The sequence below is a fragment of the Mycobacterium sp. IS-1496 genome, assembly GCF_001499995.1.
In the GTDB taxonomy this organism is placed as follows: domain Bacteria; phylum Actinomycetota; class Actinomycetes; order Mycobacteriales; family Mycobacteriaceae; genus Mycobacterium.
Genome location: NZ_LQIU01000034.1, coordinates 52,942 through 68,123, shown reverse-complemented (window position 1 = coordinate 68,123; position 15,182 = coordinate 52,942). Strand labels below are relative to the sequence as shown.

Genomic DNA, 15,182 nt, shown 5'->3' with positions numbered 1-15,182 from the left:
TATTGGGCGCGGGTGCCGGGAGTACCTCGAGGGACGTCGGAGCTGTCGCCGCGTTGCTCAGTACGGAGCCCTTCATCCCCTTTCCCTTACTGCGCCGCGTCCGACGGGCAGCACTACCATGCAGCTCGCTGCAACTAGAGGCGGATCTCTGTTCTTCGGATCTCGTAGAGGCCGTTGCGTTCGACGGCTTCACGATCGAACCAGAGGTGGCAAACGAGCTTCGGCGTCGCCTTCGCGAAGCAGTCGTGATTCTGGGCGTCGACGGATTGGTGCAATTCCAGCCGCTCATCCATTCGATGACCGGCGACCTCCCGGCTCTAGTGCAGTTGGAATCGCGGATAAATTGGATGTACGTCACACGCGAGTCGTATGAGTCGGCGGTAGACGAGGTGCTGCTATCACTGGTTGCAGACATCACGCAACATGGCCGCGCCAATCTCCTCACGTGGGCCGCCGGAGCGCTGAAAAGATTGCCGGAACCGATGCTTCGCCTTTCTGGCGCATGGAGCTTGGCGCAGATGTGTGCTGCCTTGGGGTTCGGCGCTCCTGACGTGAGTCAATTCGAGCCCACCCAGGTTGACCGGAACTTCCTATCCAGCGGTGTTCTATCGAAATGGCGGCTTGGCTTCGCCCGCGACGGCACGACGATCGAATTCGGTCGAATCGGCGAACGCCGGCGATTCTCAATCGCCGTTCCTGCAACGAATCCCGTTCTCGTCTGGTTGTCGAGCTCCGCCGACGACTTCTCCAAAGAGACCCTAGTTCGGATCAACGTGCGCGCAGAGTCACCCGTGCAAATCCCCGTAGGCCGCAGCGCTTTGCGGTTGAGGACACTGGGCAATGACGTCACGGAATTAGCTGCCATCGAAGGTCCGAAGCCACCGGAAGCGCGAGAGTTGGACGAGACGCTAGACCGGTTGGAGGGTGCTCGAAGCGGTCGCGAGGAGCTCTTTGCAACAGTGGTGCGGGGCGGTGCTGACGGTACTGTCGTCGTTCGAATCGATGAGGAGGCGATCCTCAACGCAGTGATGCCTCGATCGTTCAACGGAATGCCTCACCTCACGGCGAGTGGGCTCGCAGGGTGCCTCGGCGAACGCGTGATAGTTCGGGTGGACCGAGTAGACCGTGCGCGCCAAAGAGTTGCCGTTCGGCGGGTGACGACGGAGTGGAGCGCCGGCTCGTTGAAGGTCGGTGATCGGGTTACCGGGCGTCTGGTGGCAAAGGAACAGTCGCTTTTGATCTTCCGTCTCAACGAGGCGGCGGGTGTCCCTTCTCCGAGGTTCGAACCCCTGCTAGCCATAGCCAGAGTTGGGCAAGTCTTGTCAAGCAGCGATTACCGAGTAGCCGCCAAAACGTCGCTTCGGAGTCTGCGTAGTTATCCCCTCGCTCTCGAAGACGACGTCCAGTTGACGATCGATTCGATCGATACGGCATCGAAGCGGATTCGCGTCACCTTGCTGCCTCGTGAAGATGGAGTTGCCGAACTTCCCCTCTGGCTGAGTCCGGGGCTGCGCGCGACGGCGGTCGTCACGACCAAGTCGTACGCCGAGATCGGGGTCGACATCATTGCGCCGCAACAGGTCTCGCCTCCGTCTCGAGCATCTGTGCGTGGGTCCATACTGAACAGCGAATTGTCGTGGCTGTCGGACTGGACGCGTTGGGGGGATGCGTCCGCTTTTCCGCTCAAGGTCGGGGAACACGTCAGTGCGGTCGTGCTCGGTGTCGATCCTCTGCGGGATTGCGTCCGCATGTCCTTGAAGAGAGTGCGCTCCGACCCTGCCGAACGCTTGAGGTCGACGCTCCGCGTCGGAAACAAGATTGCCGCAACGCTTTGTTTGCGACCGAAGCAAAAAGGGCACTGGCTGGTCAACATCGATCCTTGGATGATCGATGCGAAGGTGTCGTTCGACGACTTCGCCGCAGAGGACGGACATCCCCGGATGAGGGTGTATGCAACGATCAAGTCGATCGACAATGACGACATCTACCTGCACGAGCTTCACCGGAGGTAGTCGGATCTCGGTCTTCGCCCAGCGCCAAAGCCCGCGTCGGGCTTCGTTAGCCGGCGCTGAGCGCCACGGCGTGGATCAGGGCACGAAATGGCATACGTCGATCGAGGCAGAGGATAGAAGACGCTGCCAGATCTGTCGGCACGTGATCCCGTCGCACTGGCCACTTAGGCGGGCGAAAACGATCGATGAAGGCGTTTGGCAGACCTCCGCGGAGACGCGGGAGACGTCGGCACATTCTGTCTCACCGTGCCGCCCAGCGGCCCGACAATCGATGGGTGACGGTTAACGCGATCATCGAGCAAGTCGGCGGCGTGATGTGCCGCTCGCACGCGCTGTCTGGCGACCCACCAGAATCGGGCGCCGCGTCGGGGCCGATGCTGCCGCCGACGCACTCGGTGGTGCAGCCAAGCGATGAGTGAGATCCGCGATGTTGCGGCGGGACTGTCGGGCGAGTTCGCCTCCCGCTACGGCACGTTCGTCGATGACGCCTCGACGGGGTTGCGCGGGCTCGCCGACCTCGACCGTGACGTCGGCCGGAGGTTGCAAGACGCGGCAGGTTCCGACCGTGACGGGCGGACCCAGTCCGCCAGCGCCCACGACGGTGCTGCGGCTGACCACTGCACTCGTGCCCTAAACCGGCATGCCGGCGGGAGAGCGAGCCCGGGTGATCGCGCTGCGGCGCCGCGTCGCCCAGCAGCAGGGGGTGGTGACCGCCCACCGGCTCCGTGACGCCCGGATGGCGGCGCTGGTGCGCGCCATGAACTACAGCGGCCGGGCGGTTCGCCGTTGGGTGCCGATCCGATGTCGTTCGGCGGCAGCCGATTCGGCGGCACGCCAGCCCGCGGTACAGGGCCGTGGTCGCCGATGGCGGCGGCCCAGCGGCGGACGGTGCTGACGAGGAGCGTGCGCGCGGCGCCCGACGCCGACGTCGACGACGACGACGACGAGCGGGCTGCCTCGGTACCCGGCGGACCCGGCGCCGAGGCCGTGCGGGCCGACTTGAGCAAGCGCGGGGTCGCCTACGTCTGGGGCACCAAGGAGCCGAACGAGCTCGACTGCTACGGGCTCACGCAATGGGCCTGGCGGCAGGCCGGCGTGCAACTCGGCGGCGACACCTACACTCAAGTCACGCAGCCCGTTTCGGCGCCACCCGGCGAGGTCCGCGCAGGCGACCTGGCCTTCTCTAGGTCGTCCTACGACGGCCGCGGCCGCGGCCACGTCCGGCTGGCCATCTCCGCCACCCAGGTCGTGCACGCCCCGCAAACCGGCGACGTGGTGCACATCGCGCCGATGTCGTCGAGCTACGTGGCGCGCACCTCTGTCGCTTCGACGCCCCGCTAGCCGCAGTTGCCCGGGATCGGTCTGCTGCACGAATAGGTCAACCTGTCACCTATCGTGCAGCAGACCCAACCTCACGAACGAAATCAAGTTCTGACCGGCCAGGTACTGGCCGATGGTGGCTGCCCGCGCCGCCCCTTCCGTGTTGCCGGTCGCGAAGTCGACACCAGGGATCACCGCGTTCGCCAGGCCGCAGGCCATGAACACTTCCGAGGGACCCACTATCGCGGGGCTCTTGGCGACCTTGGAATCTGGCCGGGCACGTAGTCGACGACTTCTGCTGCGTTCGTGGCATTCTCGACGCCCTGGGCATCTGGTCGTCCTTTGGCACGGCACATCTTGGCACACGGGGATTTCGACCTCGGCGCACTGCCTTATCCGGTGCGCGAGCTGATCCTCCCCAGCCACACCCAACCTTTGGCTTCACGCACCCAGCACGCGCAGTAGAACGGACCAGCCCCTAAGCGCCGCCCTATAGATCCTCAACTCTAACTTGCGCAGCACAGCCTCCCCGTGGCTTTGTCGTGTCACTTGTCGGGCTGGGTTCGAGCCGTCGGACTTGGCGCGGTTTGATCTATTGGAGTCGGGGGCAGTGGAGGGTTGGGCGGGCCGACCTGAGCCGGCACGGGTGAGCTGTGTGGCGGGGTAGACACGGCAGGCGGCGTATAGCTAGGCACGTTCACGACCACGTTCGTTTTTGTATCCTCGGCGTTCGGATTCGCGCATGAGTAAGCCAGCAGGAGCACGCCCGCCGCCATCAGGGGCGCGTAGAACCACTTTATGGACCACGACGAATACGAGGGGTTCGATGGCCGGCGTGGCACTTGGCTCGTTTCCATCGACAACGGCTTTACTTGGTTGTCGCGCACTGCTTCGTGGAGATCACGAAAGTCTTTCTCCACACTTAGGTAGTGGGCATCGATCTTCGCGAACACCGCAAGGACTAGGACTCCGAGGACAATGAGAGGCCAGGCGTTCTCGCGAAGAACTGCCACACCAAAAGCTGCCCCGGCAAGGGTAATTGACCAACCTTTTGCCTGCGCCGAGGCAGTGCCCATCCGTCCGATGACGGCTGCAATTAAATCCAGATGCTTACGTCGGTCATCGCGGTCGTTCTGGTTGTTCAGGTCATAACCCGTCACCCTGCACCTCCAAGTCAGACCTCATTTTGGCAAGAGCACGCTCGAGTGGTTCAGAATCGACAGTGGCTTCTAGTGGCCAATTCGGTCCGATGCCATCGTCGACCCACCGCGGCAGGACATGGATGTGAAGATGGGCAACGGTCTGCGTCGCAGCTTCGCCATTTGACTGAATGACACTCAATCCCTCTGGATTCACCGCGTGCTTCACAGCGTGAACGAGCGCCATGGTCGCTTGGCAGAGGGACGCGGCCGTAGTCGCGTCAAGAGACCAAACTTGTGCTAAATGGCGTTTCGGTACAACCAGGGTATGGCCCACGGCCGCTGGGCTCGTTGGGAAGAATGCAATCGCCAATTCGAAGTTCGCGACAACTCGCGCAGGCGCAGCCCCGGCGATTATGTCGCAGAAGGGACACGTGGGCTCAAGCACGTCACTTACCTCTCTTGCTCCACCGGACGCATGCGACATCGCTACCTAAATCCCAAATACGAAAGGTCGCCACTCGCCACACCGATAGCTGCACGCACGGGCAATTGAGCATCGGACGCAAGCTGCATGCTTGGACCTTAACGCTGGCGGCGCGAACAAGTCCGATGCTCGCCTGGTTCCGACACAGCAGCCGCTCCTTACGCCAGAGAATCGTTGCAGCCACACGGCCTCGACCGCCGTGTCCTATGCGACGTTGTCAGCCCTGCAGACTAGCGTGACGACGGAAGCGATGATTTCAGGGAGCAGATGATGGCGCGCAAGGTTTACTACACGTTTCACTATACGAACGACAGCCATCGGGTTCAACAGGTGAAGAACATGGGTGTCGTCGAAGGGCAGCCCCTGCTATCCGCGAATGGTTGGGAAGACGTGAAGGCCGGTGGCGACTCCGCCATCCAGCAATGGATCGACGACAACATGAAAGGCAAGTCTTGCGACGTCGTCCTCATTGGCAGTGCTTCCGCTGGTCGCAAATGGGTCAAGTACGAGATCAAAAAGGCCTGGGACGACGGGCGAGGGCTGGTTGGCATCCACATTCACAACCTCAAGGATTTGAGTCAACAGCAATCGACCAAGGGGCGAAATCCCTTCGATGACTTCACTATTGGATTGGATAAGCTCCCATTAAGCTCAGTCGTGAAAGTGTACGATCCACCCTACTCGACGAGCACGAATGTGTACTCGTACATCAAGGGCAACATCGCCGACTGGGTCGAAGAAGCGATCACGATTCGCAACGACTTCAGTTGACAACCGCATCAGTGCGACCAAAGTTTCCGCGCTGTTCCTTCGTAATCTTCGCTTGTAGCGATCTCTTCATTCTCTGCGTCCGACAGTCGGTTGCCCAACGTAGCCCAACCGCCGGCCCTGGCCTCGCCGGCAATCAGAGACGCTTGTCCTCCCGCGGCACCGAGAGCAAACACTGGCAACCCGGCGGCACGAGCCAAGGACGTCTCCTCGACAAGCCCCGGCGAATGCTGGCCCATTTCGCTTGTTCGCCCTCCAACAGCTAGCACAATCGCACGGCCCGAAACCGAGATGAGCTTATTGCGCATGAGCGTAAGTGATACGGCCTTATCGCCGATCACACCATCGACTGGCACCACGACAGCCTGTGTCCTGAGCGCGTCGATGCTGTCATCGCTCGCGTAGAAGCGCGACCAAACGACAGTTAAGTGATCCGGCGGCAAACCGCGTAGGCGTACCGCCTGGGTTAGGAGCGGCACGAACGTTGGATGTCCGCCGCACACGATTCGCCCGCCCAGGTCGAGCCACGTCCCCGCTGTAGCTTGCACCGCCTCGATGACCGCTGCGTGAGTCGAAACTGCCGACGGGAACGCGCCCAACAACAGAAGCGTCCCGTCATGAGTGGAACCTCGCACAGCAGTCGGCTCCGCTAGCGATGTCAGGTAGTCCTGGGCAGGTTGCACCACGCCGAAGTCGCCGAAAACAAGCGAGCCGCCCGGGAACGGACTCAACATCACCGCTGCGTCGAATGCCCGGCACTCGGCCTCGTGAGGCCCGTATCCGTTTTCAGATAGCCAGCGGATTAGATCATCCTGGTCCTCTGCTGTCGGATTTCGCGCGAATACCTGCAGGATGTGGACGGTCGGGCGGGTTGGGTACGGCTGGTCTTCAGAGTCTTGCCGTGTGCTGAAGATCTGAAGGCGGGCGTCAAGGGTCTGAACGTCCCGTCCCAGTTCCCTAGCTTGGCGTCGAATGCGTGCAAATGTCTCGCGCGCCCGCCGAAAATGGCTGTAATTAAGAGCGTCCGCCTCGATGAGTATCTGCTCAGCGAGTGCCCGCATCACCCCATCGCCCGCCAACGCTGCGGCAAGATTTTCGATGACGATGTGTGGAGTCCCGCTTGGCCAGACCGGAAGTGGTGCGCGACCGGGTAGCTCGCCGATCCGGACCCATACCACAGGTATGCCCCGACCCAGGGCTGCGCCGAGTTCACGTGCTACCCAAGCAGACTCGCCAGCATCTGGTGTATCGAAGAAAACCAGAACATCGGCAGTACTAAGCGCTTCATCGATCTCATCCTGTGCGGCGTCACCCACCTGAATGTTCATAAGGTCTCGGAAGAACGGCTGATGAATAGTCGCGAGTTCCTTATCGACGGCGGCCACGAAGTCTTCGCCGTCGCTTCGTCGATGACACAGAAACAGCCGCAGTCGGCTGGTCGCCATCGTCGGTACGACTCGAGCTAATGCCTGCCTAGAGAAGGCGTGCGCAACGTTGATGTGGTCGCCGGCTGGAATGCCACGCTGCCGTGCCGCGTCAACGCAATCGAAACTTTGCGCTTCTGCCGCCGCATCGGGCGGTCGGCGGGCGTCGACCGTCATCGCGACTGGCAGGATGACTGCGCCTGCCCGAACCGCTTCCTCGACAGCCGAAATTCCGGCCTCAGACAAGGATCCGCCGGGGCCTGGGTTGGCAAGTATCAAACCGTCGCCGTAGACGAAGGCGGCTCCATAGGCGGCGCTCTCGTCGTTTAGCCAACTAACGTTCGCGAGTTCCAGATCCGCGGCCACTACGTCAAGGAATCTTTGGGCTGCGTGTGGAGCGCCACTCAACCCGGCACTCAGGATGTAAATAGTCACAGTCGACCTGCGCGCAAAGCTGCCGCCTCGACCCAGGTGGCGAAACGCTGCAAATCGAAGCTGAACAGCGGTGCACCCACTCTCTCGAGCGCGCTTGGTTTGGGATGCCCCGACTCGCCAGGCAAGTACACCCCCAACAAGCCATTACCGCGAGCAATGCTCGCGTCGAGCTCGTAGCGGACCCACTCGCGGGATGCAGTACGCGCACCCACGACGACGACCGTCACTGAGGTGTTGATCAAACTTGCGTCTATGGTGCGCTTGATAACAGCTCGGTTCAGCAGCTTCAACTTCTCCCACTGCGATGCGTCGAGAAAGCCGGCCCGCGCGATTCCGACGAATTGGCCCGCTCGTCGCACCTGGTTGACCTTGAAAACGTCCTGATAGTCGAATGCAAAATAAACGTGCCGCGCCACCGTGCCTCCCCGCTATGTCGGTGCCGTCCATGCCCGAGTCTACGTAGGTAGTAGACACCGTTGAGGCCTCGCACCTCCTTGTTGCTCGTTACTACCCGCAGTAGTACCTCACCCGCTCGGGCAGGTGTCGGCGGCCCGCCGCAGCGCGGGCACCGAGGGCGCGTCGACCGGTAGCCCGTAGCCGCGCAGCACCGCGATGAACTGCACCGCGTACTGGCAGTGGAAGGCCGCGTTGGGCGGCATCCAGCGCGCCGGCTCCTGGTCACCCTTGTCCTGGTTCACCTCCCCTTGCACCGCAAGGAGATTGGCCGGGTCGTTGGCGAACCGCACCCGCATCTCGTCGGTCCAGTTGCGCGCACCCTGGTCCCAGGCGTACGCCAGCGGGACGATGTGCTCGATCTGCACGGCCGCACCGGTCTGGTTGCCGCGGGTGAACGAGATGACGACGTTGGTGTAGGGGTCGTGCAGGACTCCGGTGGCCACGGCCGTGGGGCATCGGCTGATCGAGACGTACGTCTTCTCCACGAGGTCGCGGTCGAGGATGTCGTTGCGGGTGTCGCAGCCGTTGCGGCCACCGGGCGCGCTGTTGTCGTCGGTCCACGCGTCACCGAACGCGGCCCGCCGGTAGTCGTGGCCGCGGATCCGTGCCGGCACCGTCGCCACGCCGGCGAGGACGTCGACACCCGGTGCGACGGTGGGCACGTCGGCGTCGGCGACGAACTGCGCTGAGCGCTCCGCCGTCGACGACACGGTCTGATAGGCGACGAGCACCGCGAGCACCGCGGCGAGCACCACCCACAGTGTCCGCGGACGGCTCACGACTTCTCCAGGTACTCGACGCGGTCGGTGTCGGTGAACGGTGCGGCGAGCGTGGCCATCCCGGGGTGGTCGGGCGACTTCTCGTAGAGCGTTTCGCAGAGCTCACGCGCCGCGACGATCACCTCGAGGTGTTCGGACAGCGACAGGAAGCGCAGCGAGTTCACGTTCCCCGACTGGTGCAGCCCCAGCACGTCACCTTCCCTGCGCTCACGCAGATCGAGGTCGGCGAGCGCGAACCCGTCGAGCGTGCCCGCGACCGCCGTGAGCCGTGCCCCCGCTTTCGAGGTCTCCGGCAACCGGGTGGCCAGCAGGCACAGGCTCGGGTGGCTGCCGCGGCCGATCCGGCCACGGAGTTGGTGGAGCTGGCTGATGCCGAACCGGTCGGCGTCCATGACCACCATCATCGTGGCGTTCGGCACGTCGACACCGACCTCGATGACCGTCGTGCAGACCAGCACGTCGATCTCGCCGGCCCGGAAGGCCGTCATCACCGCGTCCTTCTCGTCCCCGGAGAGCCGTCCGTGCATCAATCCGACGCGCAGACCGGCCAGCGGCCCGGCGCGCAGCGTGTCGTAGAGCGCGACGACGGTCACCGGTGGCGGGCCCTGCTCGTTGCCCTGCGGTATGTCGGTCTCGTCGATGCGCGAGGCCACCACGTAGGCCTGCCTGCCGTCGCGGACCTCCTCGACGATGCGGGCCCACGCCCGGTCCAGCCATGTCGGGTGCTGGGTGACGAAGATCGTGTTGGTGGTGATGGGCTGGCGGCCGCGCGGCAGCTCCCGCAGTGTCGAGGTCTCCAGATCCCCGTAGACGGTCAGCGCCACCGTGCGCGGTATCGGGGTCGCGGTCATCACCAACAGGTGCGGTGTGACGCCGCCACGAGCCTTGGCCCGCAACCGGTCCCGCTGTTCGACACCGAACCGGTGTTGTTCGTCGACCACCACCATGCCGAGGTTGTCGAATTCGACGGCGTCCTGCAGCAGCGCGTGGGTGCCGATCACGATCCCGGCCTGCCCGGTGGCCACGTCGTTGCGCACCTGCCGCTTCTGCTGCGGGGTCATCGACCCGGTCAGCAGCGCGACCCGGGTCGCAGACTCCGCGCCGCCGAGCTGACCGGCCATCCCCAGCGGGCCGAGGATCTGACGGATCGAGCGGTCATGTTGCGCGGCAAGCACTTCGGTGGGCGCGAGCATGGCGCACTGGTAGCCGGCGTCGACCATCTGCAACATGGCCAGCACGGCGATCACCGTCTTACCGGAGCCCACCTCGCCCTGCAGCATGCGGTTCATCGGGCGGGTCCCGGCCAGTTCGGTGGCCAGCACGGCGAGCACCTCGCGCTGACCGTTGGTGAGCTCGAAGGGCAGACGCTCCGGCATCCCGGCGACCAGACCGTCCTCCCGCAGGGGCGCCGGGGGGCCTGCCTCGGTCAGTTCCCCGTAGCGCCGCGACACCAGCCCCCATTGCAGGCCCACGGCTTCGTCGAACGTCAGCCGGTCCCTGGCCCGGTCCCGCTCGAGTTCGTTCTCGGCGAGGTGGATCGCGCGCAGTGCGGCGTCCTCGGCGATCAGACCGCGTTCGCGCACAACGGTTTCCGGCAGGGGCTCTTCTACCGGGTCCAGCACGTCGAGGACCTGCCGCACACAGGCGTAGATGTCCCAGCTCTGCACCTTGGCGCTGGCCGGGTAGATCGGGAAGAAGTCCCGCTCGAATGCGGCGAGCAGATCGTCACCGGTGGCGCCCGACGACGCCGCGATGGTCTTGAGCGATTTGGTGCCGATCGTCTTACCCGCGGGGGATTCGAGGACCAAGAACGCCGGGTGCGTCAGCTGCAGGGTGTTACGGAAGTACTTCACCTCACCGGAGAGCATCAGCCGGGTGCCGACGGGCAGTTTGTCGATCATCCAGTCGGCGTTGAAGAAGGTCGCGGTCACCGCGGGTTTGCGGCTGCCGAGTGTGACCCGCAGATACTTTCGGGGCCGCTTACCCGGCAGCGGTTTCATCTGCCCCGGCTTGGCGTCGGTGATGACGTCGACGAAGGTGACGTGCTCGCCCTCCTCGAGGTCGAGCGTCTCCCCCTCGCCCCGCACGCTCATCCCGTCGCTGTACTTGCGCGGATAGTGGCGCAGCAGATCGTTGACGGTGCGGATGCCGAAGTGCTCCTCCAGCGCCGCCGCGGACTTGCCGCCGATGACGAAGTCCAGCCGGTCGGTCAGGGCGACCATCTCACTCGACCCCGATCAGCAGCGCATCGCCGCGGTGGCCGGTGTGATAAGTGACCAATTCGGTGCCGAGGTGGCGCCGGTGGACGTGCTCGCGCAGCGCGTCGCCCACCGCGCCGTCGACCCCCTCGCCGGTGAGGACCGTGACCAGTTCGCCGCCGGCCAGCAGCAGCAGGTCGATCAGCCCGGCGGCCGCCGCGGCCACGTCGGGGCCGACGATGAGCACCTCGTCACCGGAGATGCCGAGGCCGTCGCCCGGGTTGCAGGCGCCCGCCCAGGTGAGCGCCTCCTCCGTGGCGACGCGGACGGCGCCGTGCCGTGCGGACGCGCCGGCGCGGGCCATGGTGTAGCCGTCGTCGACGGCGTGCCGCGCGGGATCGTGGACGGCCAGCGCCGCCAGTCCCTGCACCATCGACCCGGCCGGTACCGGCACGACGTCGATGCCCCGGCCCATCGCGGCGGTGCACCCGGCGACGAGTTCCTCGGCGGCCACGTAGCCGTTCGGCAGCACCATGACCTGCCCGGCCCCGGTGTCGACGAGGCCGCGCAGCAGCTGTTTGGCGGTGACCTGCGAATCGGGTTCGGGCCGCAGGACGTGCGCACCCTCACCGGCGAACAATTCGGCCGCGCCGGATCCGTCGACGACGGCGAGCACCGCGCGTTCGCGGGTCCAGGTGCCCTGCGGGCGGGCGGTGGTCGCACCGGCCAGCGCGGTGATCTGGATCCGGCTGGGGACGCCGACGGCCAGACCGGCCTCGACGGCGGCGCCGGCATCGTCGGAATGGACGTGCACCGAGTACTGCCCGGGAGCGCCGGAAGCGCCTGCCGCCGCGATCACGATGGAGTCACCGAGACCCTCGAGCCGGCGGCGCAGCACCTCGACCCCGTCGGACCCGCACCCGCCCAGCAGGTACATGACCTCGAACTGCGGGGTGGCGCCCGCGGCCTCGCGGGCCGGTTGCGTCGCCGGCCGGTAGGCCTGGCGCCGCGGGGTACGACCGGTCAGGGCGCGGGCCAGGGCGTCGAGCAGCACCAGCAGACCGCGACCGCCCGCGTCGACGACACCGGCCTCGGCGAGGACGTCCAGTTGCCCGGGGGTCTCGTCGAGGGCGATCGCCGCGGCGTCGGCAGCCGCGGCCACCGCGTCGGGCAACCCGGGCGCCGCGTTGCCGGCGGCCTCGGCCGCCGCCGCGAGGACCGACACGATGGTGCCCGGCCTGGTGTCCAGTGCGGCCTCGACGAGGTCGACGCCGTGGCGCAGGGCGGAGGCGAACAGCGCACCGTCGACCTCCGGCAGCGAACCGCCCCGGCGGGCCGCGGCGCCGGCGGTGACCTCGGCGACACCGCGCAGGATCTGCGACAGGATCACACCGGAGTTGCCGCGGGCGCCGTGCAGCGCCCCCTCCGCGAGCGCGGCCGCCACCTCGGCGACGTCGCCGTCGCAGCCCTGGGCCTGCGACCAGGCCGAACGCATGGTGAACAGCATGTTGGTGCCGGTGTCGGCGTCGGGAACCGGGAAGACGTTGAGCCCGTTGATCTCGTCGGTGTGGGCTATCAGGTCCTCGACCGCGGCGTGGGCCCAGCCGCGCAGCACCGTCGCGTCGAGTCGCCCAGCCGCCATCTCACCTCCTGCCCTCACCCCGGTCGTGCGCGCCAGCCTATCGACCTCCCCGGACATCGCTGCCGCGCCGAGGCGTCCTGTGGACGGCTGCCGCGGAGGCACCGCGGGCGGTTTTGGCGATCACCCGCCCGGCCGGTATCCTGATCAGGTTGTCGGGTCGTTCCGCGCTCGCCGCGGCCCAGGGACCCGGACCCCCACGTACTGATCCAAGGAGTTCTAGATATGGCTGCCGTGTGCGATGTCTGCGGAAAGGGCCCCGGCTTCGGCAAGTCGGTGTCGCACTCCCATCGCCGGACCAGCCGTCGGTGGAATCCGAACATCCAGACCGTGCGCGCCGTTTCCCATCCGGGCGGCAACAAGAAGCGCGTCAACGTGTGCACCTCCTGCCTCAAGGCGGGCAAGGTCGCTCGCGGCTGACCTGCCCACGGTTGAGCCCGGCGCCGTCCGGGTAGCCCCGCGGCATGTCCTTGCGCGAGAAGAGTAGGTCTGTCCTGTTCGCCACCGCGGCGGTCGTCGCCGTCGGCGCGTTCGCGACCGCATGCGGCGGCGATTCGAGCGAGGGCGGGGAGACCACGTCCACGACCACGACGACCACCACCGAGACGTCCACGGAGACGACGTCGGTGACGGTCAGCCCCCCGGCCGAGACGACGCCGCCCGCGACGGGCACCGTGGCGCCCGAGGTGCCGCCCGGCACGACCGACGGTGACGGCACCGTCGAAATCCCCGCACCCCCGGCGATCCCGGCCCCACCGGCGATCCCGGCCATTCCGTCGCCCCCGGCGATCCCCTCGCCGCCGCCGATCCCCGCGATCCCCTGATCTCCACTGCCGCTAAGGCAACCGCCAGTCGATCGGTTCGGCACCCAGCTCCGTCAACAACTCGTTCGCCCGGCTGAACGGCCGCGACCCGAAGAACCCGCGTGACGCCGACAGCGGCGAGGGGTGCGGTGACTCGATCGCCACACACGCCTCGCCCGTCAGCATCGGTTTGAGAGTCGCCGCATCACGACCCCACAGCACCGCCACCATCGGCGTGTCCCTGGCGACGAGGGCCCTGATCGCGCATTCGGTGACCGCCTCCCAGCCCTTGCCGCGGTGCGACGCGGGGGTGCCGGGACGCACCGTCAGTACCCTGTTGAGCAGCAGCACACCACGCTCCGCCCACGGGGTGAGGTCGCCGTTACTCGGCTGCGGGTGGCCCAGGTCGGCGGTGTATTCGGTGAAGATGTTGGCCAGGCTGCGCGGCAGTGGACGGACCTCCGGGTCCACCGAGAAGCTCAGGCCGACCGCGTGCCCGGGCGTCGGGTAGGGATCCTGACCCACGATGAGCACCCGGACCTGGTCGAACGGGAACGAGAACGCCCGCAGCACGTTGGCGCCGGCGGGCAGGTAGCGGTGGCCGGCGGCGAGTTCGGCGCGCAGGAACTCCCCCATCCGGGCCACCTGCTCACGCACGGGTTCGAGCGCGTGCGCCCAGCCCTGGTCGACGAGTTCGGAGAGCGCGCGTGCAGTCACGAAAAGCCAACCTAGCGTGCGGGGTTCGTCAAAACGACTGCCATCCCCGGTTTCCGGTCCACGTGCCGCCGTCGACCAGTACGCCGGTCGGGCCTGCGACCACCCGCCCGACCGTCCGCCACCCGTCCGGCGGCGGGCCGGGGAAGGCCGCGGCCAGCGCGTGGTCCTCCCCGCCGCCGAGCACGAACGCCCACGGGTCGCCGCCCACGACCGCCGCGGCGCCGGCCACCGCGTCTGGGGGTGCGCGCAACGCCGCCCGGTCCACGTCGATCCGGCATCCCGATGCGTCCGCGATGTGCCCGAGATCGGCCAGCAGCCCGTCGGAGACGTCGGTCATCGCCGTCGCGCCTGCATCCGCCGCGGCGCGGCCCTGACCGTAGGGCGGCGCGGGCACGAGGTGCCGACGGCGCAGCTCACTGAACTCGTCGATTCCCTTGTGCCACAACTCATATCCAGCGGCCGACCGACCGAGCTCCCCCGTCACCGCGACGATGTGACCCGGACGGGCACCGTCCCTGCGCACGGGCGCCCGGCCGGCGAGGTCACCCAGCACCGTCACCGAGATCACCCACTGCGGGGCGCGGACCAGGTCGCCACCGGCGATGCCCGCACCCATCGCGGCCGCCTCGTCCCACATACCGTCGCTGAGGCGCACCGCCGAACCGGCCGGGGTGTCTGCGGGCGCGCCGAACGCGACGACGAACGCGGTCGCCGTCGCGCCCATCGCCTCCACGTCGGCGGCGTTCTGCGCGATCGCCTTGCGCCCGACGTCGTACGGCGTCGACCATTCGAGCCGGAAGTGCCTGTCTTGAACCAGCATGTCGGTCGACACCACCGTCCGGCCGTCCGCGAACGTCACCATGGCGGCGTCGTCACCGGGTCCCAGCGTGATCGACGGCGGCAACCGCCGCCCCCGCACCAGCGCATCGATCACCGCGAACTCACCGACGTCCGCCATGCTCGCGGTCGGGTCGAACGGCGCCATGTCACCTCCACCCGGCGGCC

Annotated in this window: 16 protein-coding genes; 7 read left to right on the top strand and 9 right to left on the bottom strand. The window is 66.5% G+C overall.

Annotated features, from left to right (window positions below):
- Positions 1-245 precede the first annotated feature (245 nt).
- The 4 genes from AU195_RS25765 to AU195_RS17385 all read left to right on the top strand — a co-directional run bounded on the left by AU195_RS25765 (position 246) and on the right by AU195_RS17385 (position 3,353).
- Complete coding sequence (locus AU195_RS25765; protein WP_157531168.1) at positions 246-2,012, top strand: hypothetical protein; 1,767 nt, start codon at positions 246-248, stop codon at positions 2,010-2,012.
- Positions 2,013-2,287: 275 nt separating this feature from the next.
- Positions 2,288-2,431, top strand: a complete 144-nt coding sequence (locus tag AU195_RS25760; RefSeq protein WP_157531167.1) for a hypothetical protein — start codon at positions 2,288-2,290, stop codon at positions 2,429-2,431.
- 221 nt (positions 2,432-2,652) lie between these two features.
- Positions 2,653-2,907 (top strand): hypothetical protein, encoded by a 255-nt coding sequence (locus AU195_RS25755; protein WP_157531166.1) that lies wholly within the window; start codon positions 2,653-2,655, stop codon positions 2,905-2,907.
- Positions 2,877-3,353, top strand: a complete 477-nt coding sequence (locus AU195_RS17385) for a C40 family peptidase (RefSeq protein WP_082703107.1) — start codon at positions 2,877-2,879, stop codon at positions 3,351-3,353. The genes AU195_RS25755 and AU195_RS17385 overlap by 31 nt, the downstream gene beginning before the upstream one ends.
- 524 nt (positions 3,354-3,877) lie before the next feature.
- Here the strand turns inward: AU195_RS17385 and AU195_RS25750 are convergent.
- Positions 3,878-4,492, bottom strand: a complete 615-nt coding sequence (locus AU195_RS25750; protein WP_157531165.1) for a hypothetical protein — start codon at positions 4,490-4,492, stop codon at positions 3,878-3,880.
- A complete protein-coding gene (locus tag AU195_RS26385) occupies positions 4,479-4,958 on the bottom strand; it encodes an HIT family protein (RefSeq protein WP_082703100.1) in 480 nt (159 codons plus the stop codon). Before AU195_RS26385 ends, AU195_RS25750 begins: the two co-directional genes overlap by 14 nt.
- A gap of 270 nt (positions 4,959-5,228) precedes the next feature.
- Between AU195_RS26385 and AU195_RS17380 the strand changes: the two genes are divergently transcribed.
- Positions 5,229-5,729, top strand: a complete 501-nt coding sequence (locus tag AU195_RS17380) for a TIR domain-containing protein (protein ID WP_059160436.1) — start codon at positions 5,229-5,231, stop codon at positions 5,727-5,729.
- Positions 5,730-5,737: 8 nt separating this feature from the next.
- Here AU195_RS17380 and AU195_RS25275 read toward each other — a convergent pair whose 3' ends face one another.
- From AU195_RS25275 to AU195_RS17360, 5 genes are all read right to left on the bottom strand, one after another.
- On the bottom strand, positions 5,738-7,516 hold the full coding sequence (locus AU195_RS25275; protein WP_082703099.1) for a TIR domain-containing protein: 1,779 nt from the start codon (positions 7,514-7,516) through the stop codon (positions 5,738-5,740).
- Positions 7,517-7,581: 65 nt separating this feature from the next.
- Complete coding sequence (locus tag AU195_RS17375; RefSeq protein WP_059160303.1) at positions 7,582-8,001, bottom strand: TIR domain-containing protein; 420 nt, start codon at positions 7,999-8,001, stop codon at positions 7,582-7,584.
- A gap of 108 nt (positions 8,002-8,109) precedes the next feature.
- Complete coding sequence (locus tag AU195_RS17370) at positions 8,110-8,820, bottom strand: HNH endonuclease family protein (protein WP_059160302.1); 711 nt, start codon at positions 8,818-8,820, stop codon at positions 8,110-8,112.
- Positions 8,817-11,042 (bottom strand): ATP-dependent DNA helicase RecG, encoded by a 2,226-nt coding sequence (recG, locus tag AU195_RS17365; RefSeq protein WP_059160301.1) that lies wholly within the window; start codon positions 11,040-11,042, stop codon positions 8,817-8,819. Before recG ends, AU195_RS17370 begins: the two co-directional genes overlap by 4 nt.
- A 1-nt stretch (position 11,043) precedes the next feature.
- Positions 11,044-12,660, bottom strand: a complete 1,617-nt coding sequence (locus AU195_RS17360) for a DAK2 domain-containing protein (RefSeq protein WP_059160300.1) — start codon at positions 12,658-12,660, stop codon at positions 11,044-11,046.
- A gap of 222 nt (positions 12,661-12,882) precedes the next feature.
- Between AU195_RS17360 and rpmB the strand changes: the two genes are divergently transcribed.
- Together rpmB and AU195_RS25745 are read left to right on the top strand one after the other, a co-directional pair.
- On the top strand, positions 12,883-13,077 hold the full coding sequence (gene rpmB / locus AU195_RS25270) for a 50S ribosomal protein L28 (RefSeq protein WP_011559334.1): 195 nt from the start codon (positions 12,883-12,885) through the stop codon (positions 13,075-13,077).
- A gap of 44 nt (positions 13,078-13,121) precedes the next feature.
- On the top strand, positions 13,122-13,481 hold the full coding sequence (locus AU195_RS25745) for a hypothetical protein (protein ID WP_157531164.1): 360 nt from the start codon (positions 13,122-13,124) through the stop codon (positions 13,479-13,481).
- 12 nt (positions 13,482-13,493) lie between these two features.
- Here the strand turns inward: AU195_RS25745 and AU195_RS17350 are convergent, their stop codons facing one another.
- Positions 13,494-14,177: a uracil-DNA glycosylase gene (locus AU195_RS17350; RefSeq protein WP_059160298.1), complete on the bottom strand. Its 684-nt coding sequence runs from the start codon at positions 14,175-14,177 to the stop codon at positions 13,494-13,496.
- Positions 14,178-14,205: 28 nt separating this feature from the next.
- Positions 14,206-15,162, bottom strand: a complete 957-nt coding sequence (locus AU195_RS17345) for a thiamine-phosphate kinase (protein ID WP_059160297.1) — start codon at positions 15,160-15,162, stop codon at positions 14,206-14,208.
- Positions 15,163-15,182 lie beyond the last annotated feature (20 nt).

Coding starts and splice junctions, on each gene's coding strand:
- AU195_RS25755 (WP_157531166.1), top strand. CDS start 2,653: ATGCCGGCGGGAGAGCGAGCCCGGGTGATCGCGCTGCGGCGCCGCGTC.
- AU195_RS17385 (WP_082703107.1), top strand. CDS start 2,877: ATGGCGGCGGCCCAGCGGCGGACGGTGCTGACGAGGAGCGTGCGCGCG.
- AU195_RS26385 (WP_082703100.1), bottom strand. CDS start 4,958: ATGTCGCATGCGTCCGGTGGAGCAAGAGAGGTAAGTGACGTGCTTGAG.
- AU195_RS17380 (WP_059160436.1), top strand. CDS start 5,229: ATGGCGCGCAAGGTTTACTACACGTTTCACTATACGAACGACAGCCAT.
- recG (WP_059160301.1), bottom strand. CDS start 11,042: ATGGTCGCCCTGACCGACCGGCTGGACTTCGTCATCGGCGGCAAGTCC.
- AU195_RS17360 (WP_059160300.1), bottom strand. CDS start 12,660: ATGGCGGCTGGGCGACTCGACGCGACGGTGCTGCGCGGCTGGGCCCAC.
- rpmB (WP_011559334.1), top strand. CDS start 12,883: ATGGCTGCCGTGTGCGATGTCTGCGGAAAGGGCCCCGGCTTCGGCAAG.
- AU195_RS25745 (WP_157531164.1), top strand. CDS start 13,122: ATGTCCTTGCGCGAGAAGAGTAGGTCTGTCCTGTTCGCCACCGCGGCG.
- AU195_RS17345 (WP_059160297.1), bottom strand. CDS start 15,162: ATGGCGCCGTTCGACCCGACCGCGAGCATGGCGGACGTCGGTGAGTTC.